The organism is Pseudomonas sp. AC242 (genome assembly GCF_979258655.1).
In genome coordinates, this window is record NZ_OZ409873.1 from 95,550 (window position 1) to 115,499 (window position 19,950).

The window sequence follows — 19,950 nt, forward strand, 5'->3', positions numbered from 1 at the left end:
CCAACCCGAAGGTTGGCCGGGACGCTGATCAGTTGTTGGTGCCGGTGGCTTTGCGCAGTTCTACGATGGTTTGCGAGGTTTCCGCAACACAGTCATCGATCTTGCCCTCGGCCTTGAGCGACTGGGCTCTGGTCACACTGGCTTCAGCGCGCTGGCTCAGTTCTGGGTTCGCAGACAACTGCGCCTTGCCACTTTGAATGGTTTGAATATTCGCATCACACAGGTCAGCAGGCTTGTCCGCGGCGAACGAAGTGGAAACCATCATCGATGCAGTAACGAACAGACCTAACAGTACAGAACGTTTCATGTGTATCTCCTTGAACCGAGTGGGTCCAGACTTCGCTGGCCGTCAGGACGGGCAACCGTATGGAAGAAAAACCCCGATCAGTCGGGGTTATTCTGTGGACTACAGTCGAACTCAAGGGTTCTATTTTTCTTCAGCAGGCCTTCGCCCGGGTCACGCGATCCACCAGATAGACCAGCCCGTGGTAGTCGATTCCGCCGTGTTGCGTCAGGCCGATCTCACAGGTGCGACTGGTGGAAATCCCCTCGCTGCAATGCTGCACCGCATCCTTTAGCGTGCGCAGCGAGTGGCTGTTCAGCTCCGGCGTGGTGAAGCCTATGTCGCCGGCAAACCCACAGCAGTGAATGCCTTCCGGGATCACCACGTTATTGCTGCACTTGCGCGCCAGATCGATCAACGCCTGGCTTTCGCCCAGATGCTGCGTGCTGCAGGTCACGTGTACGGCAATCGGTGCGTCTTGCGGAGTGAAGTCCAGTCGATCAAGAAGGTGCGTACGGATGAAGCGCACCGGGTCGTACAGATCCAGACGGGTTTCTCCTACGTCCTGAACCAGGCGCAACGTACACGGACTGGTATCGCAATAGATTGGATCAAGTCCGCCGCGACTGGCGTGCAACAGGGCGCTGATCAACTCCTGACGCTTGTGCTCGGCCTGTTCGGCGTAGCCCTTGGAGGCGAAGGGCTGACCGCAGCAAAGGTTGTCCAGATTGTCCGGGAAGACCACTTGGTAGCCGGCCTTTTCCAGCAATCCACGGGTTTTGTCGTAGAGCGACATTTGCTCTTTATCACCCGCCGCCGGACCCATGACTCGCGAGACACACGCTGCGAGATACACCACACGCGGACGTTCGTCCGACACGCTGGGGCTGAAGCGAATCGCTTTCTCCGGTTGCGGCATCGCATTCGTCCACAACGGCACCTGGCCCTTGGACAGGCGCGTAATCGTTGCCGAAAGTTTTGCCAGACGCGGTGCGCCGAGCATCATCCGCGCGCCGTTGGCCACGTGCAGAGTGAAGCGTGCGCCTTGCAGGGTCTTGGCGAAATTTCCTTCGATCCAGTCAGCGGTTTTCTGATGCGTCGCGTGTCGGCCACGGAGCTTTTTCACCAGCTCACCGGTATTGATGCCTACGGGACAGCGTTGCGCACACAGCCCCGTCGCGGCGCAGGTGTCGATGCCTTGATATTCGTAGGCTTTTTCCAGTTCGCGGGTATCGACACCGGCACGTTTTTTCGCCTGAATATCGCGCCAGATGACGATGCGCTGGCGCGGGCTCAGGGTCAGTCCTTTCGACGGGCAGACCGGTTCGCAGAAACCGCATTCGATGCACTTATCGACAATCTCGTCGGCCGCCGGCAGCGGTTTCAGATGCTTGAGATGGATCTGTGGATCTTCGCTGAGCACCACGTCCGGGTTGAGAATGCCGTTCGGATCGAGCAGCCGTTTGAGTTGCCACATCAGTTGATAAGCGTCGCTGCCCCATTCCAGTTCCACGAACGGCGCCATATTGCGCCCGGTGCCGTGTTCGGCTTTCAGCGAGCCTCCGAATTCCACCGCGACCAGTTGCGCGACATCGTCCATGAACGCTTGATAGCGTGCGACTTCTTCCGGGTTGTTGAAGCCTTGGGTGAAGACGAAGTGCAGATTGCCTTCCAACGCGTGTCCGAAAAGGATCGCTTCGTCGTAGGCATGTTTGTCGAACAACTCGATCAAGCGATTCACGCCGATGGCCAGTTGTTCGACGGGGAAAGTCACGTCTTCGATGATCACCGTGGTACCGGTTTTGCGCACCGCGCCGACAGCGGGGAAGGTGTCCTTGCGGATGGCCCAGAGCTTGGCATTTTCCACAGGGTCTTCGCTGAAGTCGACCTGCTTTTCCACCGGGAAGCTACTGAGCGACGCCATGATTTGCGCCAGTTGTTCCTGCAACAAAGTAGAAGACGCGGCGCGGGATTCGATGAGCAACGCGCAGGCATTGTTCGACAGCTGCTGTACGAAAGCAGGCATGCCCGGTTTGTCCTGCACCGAACGCAAACTGCGGCGATCCAGCAGTTCTACGGCGGATACCGGTTGGCTCTTCAGTACGGTGACGGCGTTGCAGCAGGTTTCCACATCCGGGAAGACGATCAGCGCCGACGCCTTGTTCGGGTGATCGATCACCGTGTCGTAAGTCACCGCGCTGATGAAGCCGAGGGTGCCTTCGGAGCCGACCAGCAAGTGGCTCAAGATATCCACAGGCTCATCGAAATCCACCAGGGCATTGAGCGACAGGCCGGTGGTATTTTTCAGACGGTATTTGTGGCGGATTCGTGCAGCCAGTTCGGCATTGGCGCGGGTCTCGCGGCCCAGCGTCGCCAGGCGTTCGAGCAGATCACCGTGGCTGGTGTGAAATGCCGCGACACTCGCAGCGTCCTCTGTATCGAGTCGCGTGCCATCGGCCAGCACCAGCCGAATGCCGGCCAGCGTGTGATAGGTATTTTGCGCAGTACCGCAGCACATGCCGCTGGCATTGTTGGCGACGATGCCTCCGATCTTGCAGGCGTTGATCGAGGCCGGATCCGGGCCGATCTTGCGTCCAAACGGTGCTAGCCAAGCGTTGGCCTGTGCGCCTATCACTCCCGGTTGCAGACGGATTTGCGTGCCTTGGCCACGAATCTCCCGCGCGTTCCAGTTATCCCCAAGCACGATCAAAACGGAATCACTGATCGCCTGACCGGACAGGCTGGTGCCGGCCGCGCGGAACGTCACCGGAACATGGTCGCGCTGAGCCAGCTTCAGCAGGGCCACGACTTCGTCCTCCGATTCGACGCGGATTACCAGTTGCGGAATCAGTCGATAAAAACTGGCGTCGGTGCCGAAGGCCAGAGTCGATAACGGATCGTCAAAGCGGCGTTCAGCCGGAATCAGTTGCTGCGCATCACGCAGGAAATTAGCCGGAAGCGTCATTGGTCCTCCAGAATCAGAACCACCAGATCTTTCGGACCGTGGGCGCCGTAGGCCAGCACTTGTTCAATGTCGGCGGTTTTCGACGGGCCGGACACCAGCAACGCGTTGGTCGGCATGCCTTGCGCCCATTCGAATTCCTGCTGCACCTGATAAAAGTTGTCGCGGATTTCACTGGCCTTGAGCAGGGCAAAATGCACCGGTGGCACCAGACTCATCAAACGCGGTTCTTCGCGGGTCGGCCACATGATCAAGCTGCCGGTAGCGGCGATCGCGCCGAGGGTGCCGGTGAGACTCGCCGGAGTGTCGTTGAACAGCTCGGCTTTCCACTCTTCCATCGGCCGGTCGTAGGATTTCAGTGCTGGCAGATCAGGATTGTTCGCCCAGTGCTGTGTGATTTTCTGCCCGTGCGCGGTAGTCGGTGCAATCAACAGGCTCGGCAACTGACGGTCGCGCAGTAATTGCGCAAGCAACGCCGGCCATGCTTCGCCCGAGGTCAGGTGGATTTCGGTGTGCACCGCTTCCATCAATTTGCGCAGTTGCGGGATGCGTTGTTCGGCGGTGTAGGTGTAGGGCTGCGTCACCAGATCGACATCGAAGTTGTCGGCAATCGGCGTGGTGCCAGTCAGACTTTTCCGCAGCTTGCCGAGGATATTTTGCTTGGCGCTCATCAGCGGTCTCCCTGTTTGGCCAGATGCTCGCGGGCCATGTCGTGCAGTGAGCGCGCGGCGGGTTTCGGCGCGCTGTGATTTTGCGTCCACGGGCCGACGTTGCTCGGGGTCAGCGCACGCAGGCGCGTGGCGAAGAAACCGAACAACCGATACAGCGTCGGAGAACTGTTGAGTTTCGCCCAGGCGTTCCAGATGAAGCGTTCTTTGCGCGAATATTTGCTGCCCTGACCGCGCATCACTTGATTCGGGCTGTCCGGGGCTTTGACGTTCTCTTCGCGCAGACGCCGCAGGATCGCCGGAATCGGAATTTTTACCGGGCAGACTTCACCGCAGGCACCGCACAGCGAAGAGGCACTCGGGTGATCCGGAACCTTGGCCAAGCCAACCATGTGCGGGGTGATGATTTTGCCGATCGGCCCGGGATACACCTCGCCATAGGTGTGACCACCGACGCGGGTGTAGACCGGGCAATGGTTCATGCAGGCGCCGCAGCGGATGCAGTTCAACGTCTGGCGTAATTCACTGTCGGCGAAAGCCTGGCTGCGACCGTTGTCGAGCAGTACCAGGTGCACTTCCTGAGGGCCGTCGAGTTCGTGTGCCTTGCGCGGGCCGGAGATCATGTTGACGTAAGTGGTGATCGGAATACCCAGCGCCGAACGTGTCAGCAATGACAGCAACGGCACCACGTCGCGCAGGTTTTCCACAACCTTTTCGATGCCGGTGACGGCGATGTGCACTGGTGGCACGGTGGTGGTCATGCGCCCGTTGCCTTCGTTTTCCACCAGCAGCAGGGTGCCGGTTTCGGCCACGGCGAAGTTGACGCCGGAGACGCCGATGTCCGCTTCGAAGAATTTCTGCCGCAGGACTCTGCGACCGATCTGAATGAGTTGGTCAACGTCCTTGGTGTATTCCACGCCAAGTTTGTCGTGGAACAAGGACGCGACCTGACCGGCATTCTTGTGGATCGCCGGCATAATGATGTGTGAAGGCTTCTCGTGGTCGAGCTGGACGATGTACTCCCCCATGTCGGACTCCAGACATTCAATGTCCCGAGCCTCGAGGAAATGGTTCATCTCCATCTCTTCGCTGACCATCGATTTGCCCTTGATCACTTGCCGTGCCTCGTGAGCGCGGATGATCGATAAGACGATGCCATTGGCCTCGTCCACCGTTTCCGCCCAGTGCACTGTCACACCGTTGCGGGTCAGGTTCTGTTCCAGTTGCTCGAGCAGGTCGGGCAGCTTGGAGAGCGCGCGGGCCTTGATCGAATTGCCCAGTGCGCGCAAATGTTCTCTTTCGTGGGCATCACTGAAAGCGGCTACCCGCTTGGCCATCAGTGAGTCCATGGCAGTGCGGAAGTTGTTCCGCAGCTGCTGATCACCCAAGGCATTGTGTGCCCGGGTGCGGAAATCTTCTTCTACGGCGACCGTAGGGATAATCGCGGAAGTGCTCATTGCGCACCTCCGGTTCGTTGCCACAAGAAGCTGGCGAGATGTTGCCCGCGTAGCGCTTCTTTTTGTTTCTCCAATGCGCCGTTGATGTTCATCAAACAGCCACAGTCGGCGCTCAACACCTTGTGCGCGCCGGAATCCTTCAACGCTTTGGTCTTGTCAGCCACCATCGCGCCGGAAATGTCTGGCATACGGACGCTGAATGTCCCACCGAAGCCACAGCATTCGCTTTCGTGGTCGTGGTTGACCCGTTCCACGTTGCTCAACTGCGCCAACAACTCGCGACCGTGCAGGTGGGTGTTCATTTCGCGACGTGCCGAACACGAAGTGTGCAGCGCGACTTTGACCGGTTCGCCGCTGTCCTTGAGCTGCACCTTGCAGACGAACAGCAGAAATTCGGCCAGTTCATAGGTGCGGGCCGCGAGGGCCTGAACCTGTTTTAACGTCTCCGGCTCGTCCTTGAACAAGTCGGCGTAATGCTCGCGCAGCATGCCGGCGCAGGAACCCGACGGCACCACCACCGGATAATCTCCGGCAAACAGCGCCAGTTGCGAGCGCGCTACCGTCCGTGCCTGCTCGGTGTAACCCGAGGTGTAGGCCGGCTGGCCGCAGCAACTCTGCCCTTGCGGATACTCGACCCGGATCCCTTCACGCTCCAGCAAGTGGATCGCGTCCATCCCGGCTTCGGGGTAGAACAGGTCGACCACGCACGTGCCAAACAGGTAGACCCGCGACGGTTTCTCGCTGGGATATTGCCGAGGTTCGGGCAGTGGCGGTGCCACGCGGGTCGCGTTTGGCACGGCGTTATAAAAAAGCTCGCTCATCAGGCGTGTCTCCGGGTGGTCCCGGTTATCCGTCCGCTGAGGCTGCTGAATATAGAGAGCGTTGCTTTCAGCAGCCTTACAGACCGGGTTGTGAATTGCTGACGCCGGCATCACGAACCGGCGTCGGTTTTTTCTGTGTTTCTTGTAGGTTTAGTGCACCAGCATGCCGGTGAACCAGTAAGCCTGAGCCAAGGTGATCAGACCGACAATCGTTGCAAAGAATAGGCTGTGCTTGAGGGTGAAGCGGAACAGATCCGATTCCTTGCCCACCAGCCCGGTCGCGGCGCAGGCCACGGCGATCGATTGTGGCGAGATCATCTTGCCGGTCACGCCGCCGCTGGTGTTCGCCGCCACCAGCAGGGTGTCGTTGACGCCGATCTGGTGTGCGGTGGTCGCTTGCAGCGAACTGAACAGGGCGTTGGACGAGGTATCCGAGCCGGTGAGGAACACGCCGAGCCAGCCCAGGAACGGCGAGAAGAACGGGAATGCCGCGCCGGTTCCGGCCAATACCAGGGCCATGGTCGAAGACATGCCGGAGTAGTTGGTGACGAAGGCGAACGCCAGCACCATGCCGATCGACAGGATTGGCCAGCGCAGTTCGTAGAAGGTTTCTTTCAAAGTGGTAAGACCAGTTTTGAAATTGATCTTCAGTACCAGCATCGAGATCAGCGCGGAGAAGAAAATTGCCGTGCCGGTCGCGGAAATCGGGTCGAGTTTGAACACCGCGGGTATTGCTGTTGGAGCAGCCACGATCGGTGCGGTTTTGATCACCAGTTGGTCAAGATGCGGGATCGCGAAGTTGAACACCCAGCTGTACATCGAGCCGCCGGCGGCGAACATCGCTTTGAAAGGTTTCAGTGTCCAGATGGTCACCAGCACAGTGAGAATCAGGAACGGCGACCACGCTTTGAAAATTTCCCCGAGGCTGTATGGCGAAGCCACGGTGGTGCGCTTTTGACCGAAACCGCCGACGCTGGCAGTCACCACCGAGGCGGAAACGGCACCGGCGATGTGTTGGCCGGCGGCGCGTTTCGGCTGCCAGACTTTCAGGAACAGGGTCAGGGAAATCAGGCTGGCCAGTGCCGAAGTGATGTCTGGCAGCTCTGGGCCGATGAAGTTGGACGTGAAGTACTGAGTGACGGCGAAGCTCAGGCCCGCGACCAATGCAGCCGGCCAGGTTTCACGCACGCCGCGCAGGCCGTCCATCATGAACACCAGCCAGAACGGCACGAACAAAGACAGCAGTGGCAGTTGGCGACCGGTCATAGCGCCGATCTTGAACGCGTCGATGCCGGTGACTTGGCCGGCAACAATGATTGGAATCCCCAAGGCGCCGAACGCCACCGGCGCGGTGTTGGCAATCAGGCACAGGCCGGCGGCGTACAGCGGGTTGAAGCCCAGGCCGACCAGCAGCGCGGCAGTAATCGCCACGGGCGCGCCGAAACCGGCGGCACCTTCCAGGAACGCACCGAAGCAGAAACCGATCAGCAGCACTTGCAGGCGCTGGTCGTCAGTAATCGATAACACCGAACTGCGAATGACCTCGAACTGACCACTTTTCACCGTCAGTTTGTAGAGGAACACCGCCGCGACAATGATCCAGGCAATCGGCCACAGACCGTAGGCAAAGCCATACCCGGCGGCGGCGAACGCCATGTCGACCGGCATCTGGAACGCGAAGATCGCTACGGCAATCGACAGGGCGAGGGTGATGCTCCCGGCCACGTGGCCTTTGAGGCGGAACACCGCCAGCGCGAGGAAAAAGAAAACGATGGGAATGACGGCCGCAAGTGCGGACACGCCGAGACTGCCGAGCGGGCTGTAGAGCTGTTGCCAGGTTTGCATATGGGTGGCCCCTAATTGTTGTTGGTCAGGCACTGTCAGCGTTCTTGGATAATTGGTAAGACCAATTTACAATCGCTGTTGGCTAGGGTAAAAGCCTTGATGGCGGTGTGTCAATTTGCCGCCCTAAAACTTTTGTCGAACAAGCGGTGCAGATCGCATCTGATCCGGTTTCGGCAACTGGCGTCTGGTAGGTGTCGAGAAGGCGCCGATAGGCCAGAATAGAGAGCCCGGCGAGCGGTCGGGATCGTGGAGAAATGAGTTATGGGGTTTGATCAGATACGTCAGCGCCGTTTGTCTGACGATATTGTCGAGCGACTTGAGGGGATGATCCTTGAGGGCACGCTGAAGTCCGGCGAACGGCTGCCGGCGGAGCGCACGCTGGCCGAACAATTTGGCGTATCACGGCCATCTCTGCGTGAAGCGATTCAGAAACTGGCGGCGAAAGGGCTGCTGGTCAGTCGCCAGGGCGGCGGCAATTATGTGGTGGAAAGCCTGGGCTCGACGTTCAGTGATCCGCTGCTGCAATTGCTCGAAAGCAATCCCGAGGCGCAGCGCGATCTACTGGAATTTCGCCACACTCTGGAGGCATCGTGCGCCTATTACGCGGCATTGCGCGCAACTGATGTTGATCGTGAAAGGCTCACCGCAGCCTTCGAAGAGTTGCAGGATTGCTACTCGCGCCACGATGAAGTCAGCCGGGCGGAGGAGGGCGCGGCGGATGCGAAATTTCATCTGGCAATTGCCGAAGCCAGCCATAACGCGGTGTTGCTGCACACCATTCGCGGGCTGTTCGATCTGCTCAAGCGCAACGTGGTTACCAACATCGGCGGCATGTACAAGCAGCGCACGGAAACCCGTGACATGCTGATAACCCAGCATCGGGAATTGTATCTGGCGATTATTGAAGGTCGCGCGGAGCAGGCACGGGAAGTCTCCAGCCGACATATTTTGTATGTGCAGGAAGTGCTGGAGGAGGTGCGGCAGGAGGTTCAGCGCATGGCTCGGGCAGAGCGGCGCAAGGGAATGTGATTCTTTAAAGGAAAAGATCGCAGCCTGCGGCAACTCCTACAGGGAAATGCGAATCCCAGTGTAGGAGCTGCCGAAGGCTCGGGCCGCGATCGGACGATCTTTGCTTTCAAGGTCGGAAGATCAGTCTTCCTTGCCCTTATTGCGCACCGCGCGCTGCAGTTCACGACCGGCATCGCGCTCGCGCTCGGTATCACGCTTGTCGTATTCCTTCTTGCCCTTGCCCAGAGCGATCTCGCACTTGACCATGTGCTTGCTCCAGTACCAGGACAGGCAGACGCAGGCGTAACCCTTTTGCTGCACAGCGGCGGCGAGTTTTTCCAGCTCGCGGCGGTTGAGCAGCAATTTGCGCGTGCGCACCGGGTCGGCGATGACGTGGGTGCTTGCGGTCATCAGAGGCGTGATGTGGCTGCCGAGCAACCACGCTTCGCCATCCTTGAGCAGCACATAGCTGTCGACCAGCTGTAGCTTGCTTGCCCGCAGACTTTTTACTTCCCAGCCGGCCAGGACCAGACCAGCCTCGAACTTATGTTCGATGAAGTAATCGTGTCGCGCCTTTTTGTTCTGCGCGATGGTCCCTGTTGGGTGTTTCTTCTGTTTAGCCATAGGGGCGGCATTATATGGAGATAAACGGCTGTCGGCTACGGTGATGCTGCGTGCTTGAGCAGGTTGAGTGAATCCCGGACAATGCGGCCTCTTTTTCTAACGCTTGGGCGTGATAAACGATGTCGACAGACAAGGTTTCTGTCCACGGCAGTTGGGCTAGCCGCTGGGTTTTCATACTCGCCGCGACCGGTTCGGCCGTGGGACTGGGTAGCATCTGGAAGTTCCCCTACATGGTCGGGGTCTACGGCGGCGGCGCCTTTGTGCTGATGTTTCTGGCGTGCATCGCGCTGATCGGCATCCCGGTCATGCTCGCTGAAACCCTGATCGGCCGGCGCGCCCGGCAAAGTCCGGCGAACGCCTTGAAGGTGCTGGCGCTGGAAGCCGGGCACTCGGGCAAGTGGTCGTGGGGGGCATTTGCCGGGATGATCACGGCATTGCTGATCCTGTCTTTCTACAGTGTGGTCGGCGGCTGGTCGCTGGACTACATCGTCGACATGGGTCGCGGCGACTTTCAGGGCGCCACGGCCGATCAGGTCGGTGCTTATTTCGGCAATGTCATCTCCAATCCATGGCGCCTGACACTTTGGCACACGATTTTCATGCTGCTGTCGGCCTTCGTCATCGCCAAAGGCGTGGTCGCCGGGCTTGAGCGCAGCCTGCGCATCATGATGCCGCTGCTGTTCGTGATGATTCTGGTGTTGCTGGGTTACAGCATGACCACCGGGCATTTCATGGAAGGCGTGCATTTCATGTTCGATTTCCACCCGGAAAAAGTCCTCGACGGCTTGTTACCAGCGATGGGGCACGCGTTCTTCTCGCTGAGCGTCGGTGTCGGTTCGATCATGATCTACGGCGCTTACATGCCGAAGAGTTCGTCGTTGTCCGGCACGGTTGTCGGTGTGGCCCTGCTCGATACCTTTGTTTCGCTGGTCGCCGGTTTGGCTCTGTTCCCGATTGTGTTTGCCGGCGGCCTGAACCCTAGCGAAGGGCCTGGCTTGATGTTCGTCAGCCTGCCATTTGCCTTTGGTAACGTGGCTTTCGGGCAACTGATGGGCGTGGTGTTCTTTGTGCTGGTGGCGATTGCGGCCTGGAGTTCGGCGATCTCGCTTCTGGAGCCGATGGTTGCCTATTTGGTTGAGCGCACGAAAGTCAGTCGCGCGTGGGTGACGTTCTGGCTGGCGTTCATCTGCTGGTTCGTCGGTCTGGGCACGGTGTTCTCCTTTAATATCTGGAAGGAAGCCAAATTTTTCGTGAACGAAGGCGGGATGTTCCACCTCTACCAATGGGGTGCGCCGAGCGGTCTGGACTTCTTTGGCGTGATCGATTTCTTCACCTCGCGGATCATGTTGCCGCTCGGTGGCCTGTGTTTTGTGCTGTTTGCCGGATGGGTGATGGGGCGTGAAGCGGTACGCGACGAGTTGTCGATCCGCAATCCGGCACTGTTCGCCCTGTCTTTGTTTTTGATGCGCTACGTGGCGCCCATCGGCATTCTTGTAGTGTTTGCCGCTCAGCTCTGGAAGTAACGCTCACATGACGACACATATTCAACGATCGGCATTACTGCCGTACCCGGCGCAATTCCTCTACGACCTGGTCAACGACGTGGCGCGTTACCCGGAATTTTTGCCGTGGTGCTCAGCCGCTGAAGTGCTGGAAAGTTCGCCGGAGCATATGCGCGCCAGCGTTGGCGTGGCCAAGGGCGGTCTCAGCCAGCATTTCGTGACGCGCAACACGCTGGTGCCGGGACAGTCGATCGAGATGAACCTGGAAGAAGGTCCGTTCAATCAATTGCACGGCGTCTGGGTGTTCAAGGCCTTGAATGAGAAGGCCTGCAAGATCAGTCTGGATCTTTCGTTCGATTACGCCGGGCCACTGGTACGCGCGACGTTGGGGCCGCTGTTCAATCAGGCTGCCAACACGCTGGTGGACGCGTTCTGTCAGCGCGCCAAGCAGATGCATGGTTGAGCCGGTGATTGAGATAGAGGTCGTTTACGCCGCCGTGGACCGTCAGGTTTTACGCACTGTCAGCGTGAAAGAGGGCGCGACGGTTCGCGCTGCGGTTCTGGCGTCAGGTATCGGTAGCGAATTCCCTGAGCTGAATCTGGCGGAGTGCCCGTTGGGTATCTTCGGCAAAGTAGTGGCTGATCCGGATACGCGGGTAATTCAGGCGGAAGATCGCATCGAGATTTACCGCCCATTGCTTGCCGACCCCAAAGAAGTTCGACGTTTGCGTGCTGCCAAGGCTGCGGAAGCCAAGGCTCGAAACGCGTAAAAAGACAAATTGTAGGCAATAAAAAACCCGGAATTTCCGGGTTTTTTATTGCGTCGCAAATTATTGCGGCGAGGTGTCCAGCGGCTCTGGTGTTGGAACCGGAACGGTTTCTACCCCATCGACGTCCTTCTGGATCTGATCCAGCAAGGAACCTGGCTTGACCGGTTTTTCCGGTGTTGGCTTCTCGGCGTTTTCAGCAGGAGCGGTCACCGTAGTGCCACTGTCCTTGCCGAGAATGGCTTCGTCACGGCTTACGCCCGGCATAAAGTCACCGGACAGGCTGACAAGCTGGTCGTTTGAGTTGAAAATAACGCTGATGCGTTCCTGTTGGCGTTCACCGCCACCCGGTTGCAGGCTGTACAGATAATCCCAGCGATCGGCATGGAACGTGTCGACAAGCAGAGGGTTACCCATGATAAACCGTACTTGCGGCCGGGTCATTCCCGGGCGTAACTGGTCTATCATGTCCTGCGTGACGACATTGCCCTGCTGGATGTCGATTTTGTAAACCCCGGGGAATGAACAACCGGCGAGTGCGAGCAGTCCCACAAAGGTGAAACTGGTTAGCAAGAGCTTGGTGTTTTGCATCGGTGGGCGACTTCCACTATCTTGGCTGGGACAACGTAAACGCCGATCATACCCGCATTAAGAGAAGCTGCGAAGCAGCATCGCGAGAAAGCTGACCATGGTTGAAAATAGCGAACTACGCAAAGCCGGCCTTAAAGTGACCCTGCCACGGGTCAAGATCCTGCAAATGCTCGACTCTACAGAGCAGCGTCACATGAGCGCCGAGGACGTCTACAAGGCGTTGATGGAAGCTGGCGAGGACGTCGGTCTGGCCACGGTTTACCGTGTTCTGACCCAGTTCGAAGCGGCTGGCCTCGTGGTCCGTCACAACTTCGACGGCGGCCACGCGGTTTTTGAGTTGGCCGACAGTGGTCACCACGACCACATGGTTAACGTGGAAACCGGTGAGGTTGTCGAATTCGTCAGCCCGGAAATCGAAAAGCTCCAGAAGGCAATTGCCGAGGAGCACGGTGTCGAGTTGGTGGATCACAATCTGGTGCTGTACATCCGCAAGAAAAAGTAAGCATGTCGCGCGAATTTCACATTCGCGAAACGAACGAAGGCGACCCAAGGGTCGCCTTCGTGCTTTCTGTCGTTCCTAAACCTTGGCGGTAACGACCATTTTTTTCGCGTGAGCCAAGGACTCTTTGGTCAGATCGATGCCGCCGAGCATGCGCGCCACTTCTTCTATACGGTCGTTCTTGCTCAGTTTGGAGACGGCGGTGTGCGTTGCCTCTTCACCGCGCACCTTGTGCACGAACAGATGCTGATGACCCTGCGCTGCTACTTGTGGCAAGTGCGTCACGGTCAATACCTGGCCGCGATCGCCGAGACGGCGCAACAGTTGGCCGACAATTTCAGCCGTCGGGCCGCCGATGCCGACGTCCACTTCGTCGAACACCAGTGTCGGAACGCGGGAGGTCTGTGCGGTGATCACCTGAATTGCCAGGCTGATCCGTGACAGCTCACCACCGGAAGCGACTTTTGCCAGTGCCTTCAGCGGCTGGCCCGGGTTGGCGCTGACCAGCAATTCGACCTGTTCCAGCCCGTTGGGCAGCAACTCATCGCTGCTGTTAGCCTTCAATTCGATAGTGAATCGGCCGCCAGGCATGCCCAGTCGCTGAATCTCCTGCTCAACCGCGCTGGCGAGACTGCCGGCAGCCTGATGCCGCAAATCGCTCAGTTCCCGTGCCTTCTCTTGATAGTGGCGGGCATAGGAGGCCAGCTCTTCACCGAGGCGCTCGATGGATTCATCATTGGCGTTGAGGGTTTCGATTTCATCCAGCAACTTCTGCTGCATCTCACCCACTTCGGTCGGCTGGATCCGGTGCTTGCGCGCCAGGGTGTAGATCGCGTCGAGGCGTTCTTCCAGATACTGCAGGCGTGCCGGATCGGCATCGAAGTTATCGAGGAAGCGATTGAGTTCGCCAACGGCCTCTTCGACCTGGATCTGCGCACTGGTCAGCAGGCTGCTGGCTTCGCCCAGTGCGCCGACGGAGTTATTCACGCTCGACAGGCGGTTGAGGCTGGCGGTCAGTGCATTCAATACATTGCCAGAATCGCTTTCGCTGCATTGCTCGACCACTTGCCGGCAAATGCCCAGCAGCGTCTCGGCGTTGGTCAGGTTTTTGTGTTCCTGCTCCAGTTGCTCAAGTTCGTTATCGCCGAGACCGAGATTTTCCAGCTCTTCGAGTTGATAGCTCAGCAATTGGTGGCGCGCGCGTTGTTCGTCGCCGGAATTGGAGAGGCGTTCCAGTTCCTGGCGAGTCTGTCGCCAGCGCTGGGCGGCGAGCTGAACCTGGCGGGCCAGGTCGGTAGCGCCGGCGTACTCGTCCAACAGGCGACGATGGGTATCGGTTTTCAGCAGGGACTGGTGTTCATGCTGGCTGTGGATATCGATCAACAATTCGCCCAGCGACTTGAGGTCACCGAGTGGGCAAGGGGTGCCGTTGATGTAGCCACGCGAACGACCCTCCGACGTGATCACCCGGCGCAGAATGCACGGGCCATCCGTTTCCAGGTCGCGCTCGGCCAGCCATGCGCTGGCTTCAGGGATGTCCGCCAGATCGAAGGTCGCGAGGATGTCGGCCTTGTCGGCGCCGGGGCGAACCACGCCGCTGTCGGCACGATCACCTAGAGTCAGGCCCAGCGCGTCGAGCATGATCGACTTGCCGGCGCCGGTTTCACCCGTGATCACGCTCATCCCGCGATCGAGTTCGAGATCGAGATGTTCAACGATGGCGTAGTTATGTACGGACAGGTGCACCAGCATAAAGGCCGCTCCCAAGCTTTAGGTCTGGTTATTTATACAGTGTTTTGTTTCAGGCTGACAATGCCCGCCCTTAGCTCGATTTGCTTGAAGGTCAAATCTGCTTAGCGCATTGAGGAATGAATATTCGACACTTTTTTGTAGGGTTAATGCTTGAAGGCCCTTGAAGCCTGATTTTGCGGCCCCATATATCGGGGCAGAAGCGCGAGTCAGGCTCGCGGACGAAATTGAAAGGAGAATTCTATGGCTGACGAACAGACAGTAGATACGCAAAACCCAGAAGCCAATCAGGCGCCCGAAGGTTCGGGTGATGACCTGGCGACCCGTGTACAAGTGCTCGAAGAGCAATTGGCCGCCGCGCAGGATCAATCTCTGCGTGTTGCTGCCGATCTGCAGAACGTCCGTCGCCGTGCCGAACAGGACGTCGAGAAGGCGCACAAGTTTGCCCTGGAAAAATTTGCCGGCGACCTGCTGCCGATCGTCGATAGCCTGGAGCGCGGCCTCGAGCTGTCGAACCCGGACGACGAAAGCATCCGCCCGATGCGCGAAGGCATCGAGCTGACGCTGAAAATGTTCCACGACACCCTCAAGCGTTATCAGTTGGAAGCGATCGATCCGCATGGCGAACCGTTCAACGCCGTTCAACATCAGGCGATGGCCATGCAGGAAAGCGCCGACGTAGAACCGAACAGCGTTCTGAAGGTGTTCCAGAAGGGCTACCAGCTCAACGGTCGCCTGTTGCGCCCGGCCATGGTTGTGGTCAGCAAGGCGCCTGCGCCAATTTCGCCTTCGATTGACGAGAAGGCTTGAAATTAGCCGCAAGGCCCCCATTTAGAAGTCAAGCGTTTAAGTATTACCGCAGACAGCCACCACTGCTGCGGCAAAAAAATCCAAAGTTTCGGGAGAGTTAACATGGGCAAAATTATCGGTATCGACCTGGGGACTACCAACTCCTGCGTCTCCGTGCTGGAAAACGGCAAAGCAAAAGTTATCGAAAACGCTGAAGGCGCGCGTACCACGCCGTCGATCATCGCTTACGCCAACGATGGCGAAATCTTGGTAGGTCAGTCGGCCAAGCGTCAGGCTGTGACCAACCCGCACAACACTCTGTACGCGGTAAAGCGTCTGATCGGTCGTCGTTTCGACGAAGAAGTTGTGCAGAAAGACATCCAGATGGTCCCTTACAAGATCGTCAAGGCTGACAACAACGACGCCTGGGTTGAAGTGAACGGCCAGAAAATGGCACCGCCACAAATCTCGGCTGAAATTCTGAAAAAGATGAAGAAAACCGCCGAAGACTACCTCGGCGAGACCGTGACCGAAGCGGTGATTACCGTTCCGGCCTACTTCAACGACAGCCAGCGTCAGGCGACCAAAGACGCCGGCCGCATCGCGGGTCTGGACGTAAAACGTATCATCAACGAACCAACCGCAGCTGCTCTGGCTTACGGTATGGACAAGGCCAAGGGCGATCACACCGTGATCGTTTATGACCTGGGTGGCGGTACTTTCGACGTTTCCGTGATCGAGATCGCTGAAGTTGATGGTGAGCACCAGTTCGAAGTACTGGCCACCAACGGTGACACGTTCCTCGGCGGTGAAGACTTTGACATTCGTCTGATCGACTACCTCGTTGACGAATTCAAGAAAGAAAGCGGCATGAACCTCAAAGGTGATCCGCTGGCCATGCAGCGCCTGAAAGAAGCCGCTGAGAAAGCCAAGATCGAGCTGTCTTCCGCTCAGTCGACCGACGTCAACCTGCCGTACATCACTGCAGATGCGACCGGTCCTAAGCACCTGAACGTGAAAATTTCGCGTGCCAAGCTCGAAGCACTGGTTGAAGACCTGGTTCAGCGCACCATCGAACCTTGCCGCATCGCCATGAAAGACGCCGGTCTGGACGTTGGCGCGATCAACGACGTGATTCTGGTCGGTGGTCAGACCCGTATGCCGCTGGTACAGAAGCTGGTTACCGATTTCTTCGGTAAAGAAGCTCGCAAAGACGTTAACCCGGACGAAGCTGTTGCCATGGGTGCTGCGATTCAGGGCGCCGTTCTGGCCGGTGACGTGAAAGACGTTCTGCTGCTCGACGTTAGCCCGCTGACCCTGGGTATCGAAACCATGGGCGGCGTGATGACTGCGCTGATCGAGAAAAACACCACGATTCCTACCAAGAAATCGCAAGTGTTCTCGACTGCCGACGACAACCAGGGCGCTGTGACCATTCACGTGCTGCAGGGCGAGCGTAAGCAAGCCACTCAGAACAAGTCCCTGGGCAAGTTCGACCTGGCCGACATTCCACCAGCTCCACGTGGCGTGCCGCAGATCGAAGTGACCTTCGACATCGACGCTAACGGCATTCTGCACGTTGGTGCGAAAGACAAAGCGACCGGCAAGACCCAGTCGATCGTGATCAAGGCCAACTCCGGTCTGTCCGACGAAGAAATCGAGCGCATGGTGCGTGACGCCGAAGCTAACGCTGAGGAAGACCGCAAGTTCGAAGAGCTGGCCGCTGCCCGTAACCAGGGTGACGCACTGGTTCACTCGACTCGCAAGATGATTGCCGACGCGGGCGACAAAGTCACCGCTGAAGAGAAGACTGCGATCGAAGCTGCTGTGGTTGCTCTGGAAGCCGCTGTCAAAGGCGACGACAAAGCTGCTATCGAAGCCAAGGTTGAAGAGCTGTCGAAAGTCTCCGCTCCGGTTGCTCAGAAGATGTACGCCGAACAGGCTCAGCCAGCTGATGGCGCGGCCCCGCAAGGCGAATCGGCTGAGAAGGCTGACGACGTTGTCGATGCAGAGTTCGAAGAAGTCAAAGACCACAAGTAAGTTGTTGGTCGGCCGGTTGACTGCCTTCAGGCAGTGACTGGTAGGATGTCGCCGCGCGGGAGCTAGCTCCCGCGTTGGCGTATCTGGAATACGCGAATTTTTACAGCATGCGACAAGGTTCGGATGTTGGCGGTATGGCCGGGAATGCTCCTGCTTTTCGTGCCGAAAGTACCGCAAGAAACAAAGACCAGGATCGTTGAATTGACGTGAGTTGGGTCCGGGCCTGTATTGGGGCTCAACGAGTTTGGCCATCCTCAGGAGGGGTTTGCCGAACGTCCTCAAGAGTGCAGAAGACTTATGGCAAAGCGTGACTATTACGAAGTGTTGGGTGTTGAGCGCGGCTCAAGCGATGCGGACCTGAAGAAGGCTTACCGTCGTCTGGCGATGAAGCACCACCCGGACCGTAATCCCGATGACAAAGCGTCGGAAGAAATGTTCAAAGAGGCCAATGAGGCCTACGAAGTGCTGTCCGACTCGAGCAAGCGTGCGGCGTACGATCAGTACGGCCATGCCGGCGTCGACCCGAGCATGGGTGGTGGTGGCGCCGGCTTCGGTGGTCAGAACTTCTCGGACATCTTTGGTGATGTCTTCAGTGACTTCTTCGGTGGCGGTCGCGGCGGTTCCCGTGGCGGCGCTCAGCGTGGCAGCGACTTGCGCTACACCCTGGAGCTGAACCTGGAAGAAGCGGTGCGCGGCACCACCGTGAATATCCGTGTGCCGACGCTGGTCAATTGCAAACCGTGCGATGGTTCCGGCGCGAAAAAAGGCTCGTCGCCATCGACGTGCCCGACCTGCGGTGGCATCGGTCAGGTGCGCATGCAGCAGGGCTTCTTCTCGGTGCAGCAGACCTGCCCGCGTTGCCATGGCCAAGGCAAGATCATTTCCGATCCGTGCGATTCCTGTCATGGTGACGGTCGCGTTGAAGAGTACAAAACCCTGTCGGTCAAAGTGCCGGCTGGTGTCGATACCGGCGACCGCATTCGTCTGTCCGGCGAAGGCGAGGCGGGTACGCAAGGTGGTCCGACGGGCGACCTGTATGTAGTCATCAACGTCCGCGAGCACGACATTTTCCAGCGCGATGGCAAGCATCTGTTCTGCGAAGTACCGATCAGCTTCGTTGACGCAGCACTGGGTGGTGAGTTGGAAATCCCGACCCTCGACGGTCGCGTCAAACTGAAAATCCCTGAGGGTACTCAGACCGGCAAGCAGTTCCGCGTGCGTGGTAAAGGCGTGGCGCCGGTACGTGGCGGCGGTGCGGGCGATTTGATGTGCCGTGTGGCGGTCGAGACGCCGGTCAATCTGAATCGTCGTCAGCGCGAGCTGCTGGAGGAGTTCCGCAGTTCGCTGGCAGACGACAACAGTCATTCGCCGAAAACCACTGGCTGGTTCGATGGTGTGAAGCGCTTCTTCGGCGATCTCTAAGGAGTCGGCATGCGACGTATAGCTGTGATGGGCGCTGCTGGGCGCATGGGTAAGATTCTGGTCGAGGCCGTGCAGCAGAGTGCGCCGCTGACCGGTTTGACCGCCGCGGTGGTTCGTCCTGGCAGCACGCTGATCGGCGTCGATGCCGGTGAGCTGGCCTCGCTGGGTCGCATCGGCGTGCCGTTGTCCGGGCATGTCGAAGCTGTGGCTGAAGAGTTCGACGTATTGATCGACTTCACGCTGCCGGAAGTGATGCTGAAAAATCTGGCGTTCTGCCGCAAGGCAGGCAAGGCCATGGTTATCGGCACTACTGGGTTGGACGCTGCGCAGAAGCAGTTGCTGGTCGAGGCGGGCAAGGACATTCCTATCGTCTTCGCGGCCAACTTCAGTGTTGGTGTCAATCTGTCGCTGAAGTTGCTCGATATGGCAGCGCGTGTGCTGGGTGATGATGCCGACATCGAAATCATCGAAGCTCATCACCGTCACAAGATCGATGCGCCTTCGGGTACGGCGTTGCGCATGGGTGAAGTGATCGCCGGTGCGCTGGAGCGTGATCTGCAGAAAGTCGCGGTCTACGGTCGTGAGGGTCATACCGGCGCTCGTGAGCGTGAAACCATCGGTTTCGCCACCGTGCGTGGTGGTGATGTGGTGGGTGACCACACCGTGCTGTTCGCCTGCGAAGGTGAGCGTCTGGAGATCACGCACAAGGCGTCGAGCCGCATGACGTTTGCCAAGGGCGCGGTGCGTGCGGCGGTGTGGCTGGATGGTCGCGAGCCTGGCCTGTATGACATGCAAGACGTGCTCGACCTGCGTTGATACACTGCTGAACCCAGCGCAAACGCCCTGTTTGCGCTGGTTTTTCTCCGCTTGGCGACGACCTGTCGCATTCTCCGGCCTTTTAGGCTCTTTAGCGGTGGACCAAA

The 19,950-nt window shown here is 58.5% G+C and carries 18 protein-coding genes; 9 read left to right on the top strand and 9 right to left on the bottom strand.

Annotated features, from left to right (window positions below; genetic code table 11):
• Window positions 1-28: 28 nt before the first annotated feature.
• The 6 genes from ACZZ0A_RS00360 to ACZZ0A_RS00385 all read right to left on the bottom strand — a co-directional run bounded on the left by ACZZ0A_RS00360 (window position 29) and on the right by ACZZ0A_RS00385 (window position 8,036).
• Complete coding sequence (locus ACZZ0A_RS00360) at window positions 29-307, bottom strand: hypothetical protein (protein ID WP_463542379.1); 279 nt, start codon at window positions 305-307, stop codon at window positions 29-31.
• Between the two features lie 130 nt (window positions 308-437).
• Window positions 438-3,248, bottom strand: a complete 2,811-nt coding sequence (locus tag ACZZ0A_RS00365; protein WP_463542380.1) for an FAD-binding and (Fe-S)-binding domain-containing protein — start codon at window positions 3,246-3,248, stop codon at window positions 438-440.
• Window positions 3,245-3,916 (bottom strand): LutC/YkgG family protein, encoded by a 672-nt coding sequence (locus tag ACZZ0A_RS00370; RefSeq protein WP_007949611.1) that lies wholly within the window; start codon window positions 3,914-3,916, stop codon window positions 3,245-3,247. Before ACZZ0A_RS00370 ends, ACZZ0A_RS00365 begins: the two co-directional genes overlap by 4 nt.
• A complete protein-coding gene (locus ACZZ0A_RS00375; protein ID WP_463542381.1) occupies window positions 3,916-5,370 on the bottom strand; it encodes a LutB/LldF family L-lactate oxidation iron-sulfur protein in 1,455 nt (484 codons plus the stop codon). Before ACZZ0A_RS00375 ends, ACZZ0A_RS00370 begins: the two co-directional genes overlap by 1 nt.
• Window positions 5,367-6,191, bottom strand: coding sequence for a (Fe-S)-binding protein (locus ACZZ0A_RS00380; RefSeq protein WP_007915202.1), 825 nt, complete (start codon window positions 6,189-6,191; stop codon window positions 5,367-5,369). The genes ACZZ0A_RS00375 and ACZZ0A_RS00380 overlap by 4 nt, the downstream gene beginning before the upstream one ends.
• 150 nt (window positions 6,192-6,341) lie before the next feature.
• Window positions 6,342-8,036 carry a lactate permease LctP family transporter gene (locus tag ACZZ0A_RS00385; RefSeq protein WP_122595216.1) on the bottom strand — a complete coding sequence of 565 codons (1,695 nt, stop codon included), beginning with the start codon at window positions 8,034-8,036 and terminating at the stop codon, window positions 6,342-6,344.
• 261 nt (window positions 8,037-8,297) lie between these two features.
• Here ACZZ0A_RS00385 and ACZZ0A_RS00390 point away from each other — a divergent pair, with 261 nt between their 5' ends.
• Entirely contained in the window at window positions 8,298-9,065 is a 768-nt protein-coding gene (locus ACZZ0A_RS00390) for an FCD domain-containing protein (RefSeq protein ID WP_007915207.1), read from the top strand.
• 120 nt (window positions 9,066-9,185) lie between these two features.
• Here the strand turns inward: ACZZ0A_RS00390 and smpB are convergent, their stop codons facing one another.
• The gene (gene smpB, locus ACZZ0A_RS00395) at window positions 9,186-9,668 is read right to left on the bottom strand and encodes an SsrA-binding protein SmpB (protein WP_007915208.1); all 483 of its coding nucleotides are present in this window, start codon (window positions 9,666-9,668) and stop codon (window positions 9,186-9,188) included.
• A gap of 119 nt (window positions 9,669-9,787) precedes the next feature.
• On the opposite strand from smpB, the gene ACZZ0A_RS00400 reads away from it, so the two are divergent.
• Genes ACZZ0A_RS00400 through ACZZ0A_RS00410 form a run of 3 tightly spaced genes read left to right on the top strand, consistent with a single transcriptional unit; the run spans window position 9,788 to window position 11,940 of the window.
• A complete protein-coding gene (locus tag ACZZ0A_RS00400) occupies window positions 9,788-11,191 on the top strand; it encodes a sodium-dependent transporter (RefSeq protein ID WP_463542382.1) in 1,404 nt (467 codons plus the stop codon).
• Between the two features lie 7 nt (window positions 11,192-11,198).
• Window positions 11,199-11,633, top strand: coding sequence for a type II toxin-antitoxin system RatA family toxin (locus ACZZ0A_RS00405; RefSeq protein ID WP_007915213.1), 435 nt, complete (start codon window positions 11,199-11,201; stop codon window positions 11,631-11,633).
• Window positions 11,626-11,940, top strand: a complete 315-nt coding sequence (locus ACZZ0A_RS00410; protein ID WP_414893457.1) for an RnfH family protein — start codon at window positions 11,626-11,628, stop codon at window positions 11,938-11,940. The genes ACZZ0A_RS00405 and ACZZ0A_RS00410 overlap by 8 nt, the downstream gene beginning before the upstream one ends.
• Window positions 11,941-12,000: 60 nt before the next feature.
• Here the strand turns inward: ACZZ0A_RS00410 and ACZZ0A_RS00415 are convergent, their stop codons facing one another.
• On the bottom strand, window positions 12,001-12,528 hold the full coding sequence (locus ACZZ0A_RS00415; RefSeq protein ID WP_007915215.1) for an outer membrane protein assembly factor BamE: 528 nt from the start codon (window positions 12,526-12,528) through the stop codon (window positions 12,001-12,003).
• 97 nt (window positions 12,529-12,625) lie between these two features.
• Between ACZZ0A_RS00415 and fur the strand changes: the two genes are divergently transcribed.
• Complete coding sequence (fur, locus tag ACZZ0A_RS00420) at window positions 12,626-13,030, top strand: ferric iron uptake transcriptional regulator (RefSeq protein WP_007915216.1); 405 nt, start codon at window positions 12,626-12,628, stop codon at window positions 13,028-13,030.
• Window positions 13,031-13,105: 75 nt separating this feature from the next.
• On the opposite strand, the gene recN is transcribed toward fur, so the two are convergent.
• Window positions 13,106-14,779 carry a DNA repair protein RecN gene (gene recN, locus ACZZ0A_RS00425; RefSeq protein WP_007915217.1) on the bottom strand — a complete coding sequence of 558 codons (1,674 nt, stop codon included), beginning with the start codon at window positions 14,777-14,779 and terminating at the stop codon, window positions 13,106-13,108.
• A gap of 240 nt (window positions 14,780-15,019) precedes the next feature.
• On the opposite strand from recN, the gene grpE reads away from it, so the two are divergent.
• From grpE to dapB, 4 genes are all read left to right on the top strand, one after another.
• Window positions 15,020-15,586: a nucleotide exchange factor GrpE gene (gene grpE, locus ACZZ0A_RS00430; RefSeq protein WP_007915219.1), complete on the top strand. Its 567-nt coding sequence runs from the start codon at window positions 15,020-15,022 to the stop codon at window positions 15,584-15,586.
• 102 nt (window positions 15,587-15,688) lie between these two features.
• A complete protein-coding gene (gene dnaK, locus ACZZ0A_RS00435; RefSeq protein WP_007915221.1) occupies window positions 15,689-17,605 on the top strand; it encodes a molecular chaperone DnaK in 1,917 nt (638 codons plus the stop codon).
• A gap of 297 nt (window positions 17,606-17,902) precedes the next feature.
• A complete protein-coding gene (gene dnaJ / locus ACZZ0A_RS00440) occupies window positions 17,903-19,027 on the top strand; it encodes a molecular chaperone DnaJ (protein ID WP_007915222.1) in 1,125 nt (374 codons plus the stop codon).
• Between the two features lie 9 nt (window positions 19,028-19,036).
• Window positions 19,037-19,843 (top strand): 4-hydroxy-tetrahydrodipicolinate reductase, encoded by an 807-nt coding sequence (gene dapB, locus ACZZ0A_RS00445; protein WP_007915223.1) that lies wholly within the window; start codon window positions 19,037-19,039, stop codon window positions 19,841-19,843.
• Window positions 19,844-19,950: the final 107 nt, after the last annotated feature.